Origin of the sequence: Stenotrophomonas pictorum JCM 9942 (assembly GCF_001310775.1) — a bacterium.
Classification (GTDB): domain Bacteria; phylum Pseudomonadota; class Gammaproteobacteria; order Xanthomonadales; family Xanthomonadaceae; genus Stenotrophomonas; species Stenotrophomonas pictorum.
This window is the reverse complement of sequence record NZ_BAZI01000578.1, coordinates 1-1,306: the sequence shown is the minus strand read 5'-3', so window position 1 is coordinate 1,306 and position 1,306 is coordinate 1. Positions and strand designations below refer to the sequence as shown.

Here is a 1,306-nt window from a genome sequence, read left to right as displayed (position 1 = left end):
GGCCTGGCCCGGCGGCAGCGACTACCAGAACTCCAACCAGTGGATTCTGGAAGTGACCGCCGCGGCGATGGCGCAGGTCGAAGACGGCCGCACGCTGGGCAACCGCGACGCCGCACTGGCCTGGCTCAAGCACAAGGACTTCAGGCCCTCACGCCTGCATATCGGTCTGGGCAAACGGCTGGGGGCGCGCCTGTTCGCCGACAACGTGGCCGTCACCGATCATCCGGCCAGCGAACGCGTTTCCGGCAACTATTCGGTGGTGACGGTGGAATCGGTGTTCGATTTCCTGCACCAACACGGCGCGCTGGAGCGCGAGCTGAGCATCGCCCACCAGCGCATCGCTGCACCCGCCGCATCTTCTTCCCCGTAACCCCAGGAGAACCGCATGAAATCCCTGCTTGCCGCTACCGCCCTGACCTGCGCCCTGGCCCTGGCGCTTCCCGCATCTCCGGCGCAGGCCGGCGACGACATGACCGGCTCGCAGGCCTCGGTGCTGATCACCGGCGTGAGCGCGATGATGGTGGTGTCCGGGCCGTTGTACCTGTCGGTCACCGGCGTGCGCAGCGTGGCCGACCTGTCCAAGGCCTCCAGCAAACCGCACGAGGGCAAGCGCCGGACCAGCGCCGGGCCGCTGCCGGACATGCAGGTGAAGGACATCGCCCAGACCGCCGACGGTGGCCGCAGCGTTTCCCTGCAAGACCCGGCCAATCCGGAAAACACCGCCCTTCTGCAATGGCCGCAGCGGCAGGACAACCCGGCGGCCAACTTCGTGCCCGGCCAGACCGTGGCCTTCACCCCGAGTCCGCAGGGCGCGGGCTGGATGCTGCGCGCCGAGGACGGCGCGGTGCTGACCTTCGTGCCGACCATCGAGGCGGCCGGGGACAGCCGTACCACGACGCTGTAAGCCTCCAGGCCGGGCCACACAGCCCGGCCGGGGAAGCGGACCGCTGCGGTGAAGAGCGGTAAAGGCCGGACCGGTACAATGGCCGCCCCCTTGCGCCCGCCGGCTCCGGCGCGGCCACTCTTCCTTTCCTGTTCCGCGGCGCCTTGCGGCGTTGCCGCCTGCGCTCTGCCATGTCCCCGAATCCGCCGATCCGCTTCGCCCCGTTAACCCTCCCCTCGCTGCTGCTGGCCGTGCTGGCCATGGGCATCGTCGTGCTCGGCTCGAACGTGCTGGTGCAGTACCCGATCAACGACTGGCTGACCTGGGGCGCGTTCAGCTATCCGGTCGCGTTCCTGGTCAGCAACCTGATCAACCGCCGCTTCGGCCCGCGCGCCGCGCGCCGCGTGGCGTGGGCCGGGTTCG

Annotated in this window: 3 protein-coding genes; all 3 read left to right on the top strand. The window is 69.7% G+C overall.

Annotated elements, in window-relative coordinates; genetic code table 11:
• Positions 1 to 370 (top strand): DUF2145 domain-containing protein (locus JCM9942_RS16195; protein WP_157723005.1); only part of this gene is annotated, 370 nt, incomplete at its 5' end.
• A 15-nt stretch (positions 371 to 385) separates the two neighbouring features.
• Positions 386 to 904: a hypothetical protein gene (locus tag JCM9942_RS16190; RefSeq protein ID WP_054660880.1), complete on the top strand. Its 519-nt coding sequence runs from the start codon at positions 386 to 388 to the stop codon at positions 902 to 904.
• A gap of 170 nt (positions 905 to 1,074) precedes the next feature.
• Positions 1,075 to 1,306: VUT family protein (locus JCM9942_RS16185; RefSeq protein WP_172675175.1), on the top strand; the 232-nt coding region annotated here is incomplete at its 3' end.

What these genes read in the sequence shown, in the direction of transcription:
- JCM9942_RS16190 (WP_054660880.1), top strand. Translation starts at nt 386, where the DNA reads ATGAAATCCCTGCTTGCCGCTACCGCCCTGACCTGCGCCCTGGCCCTG.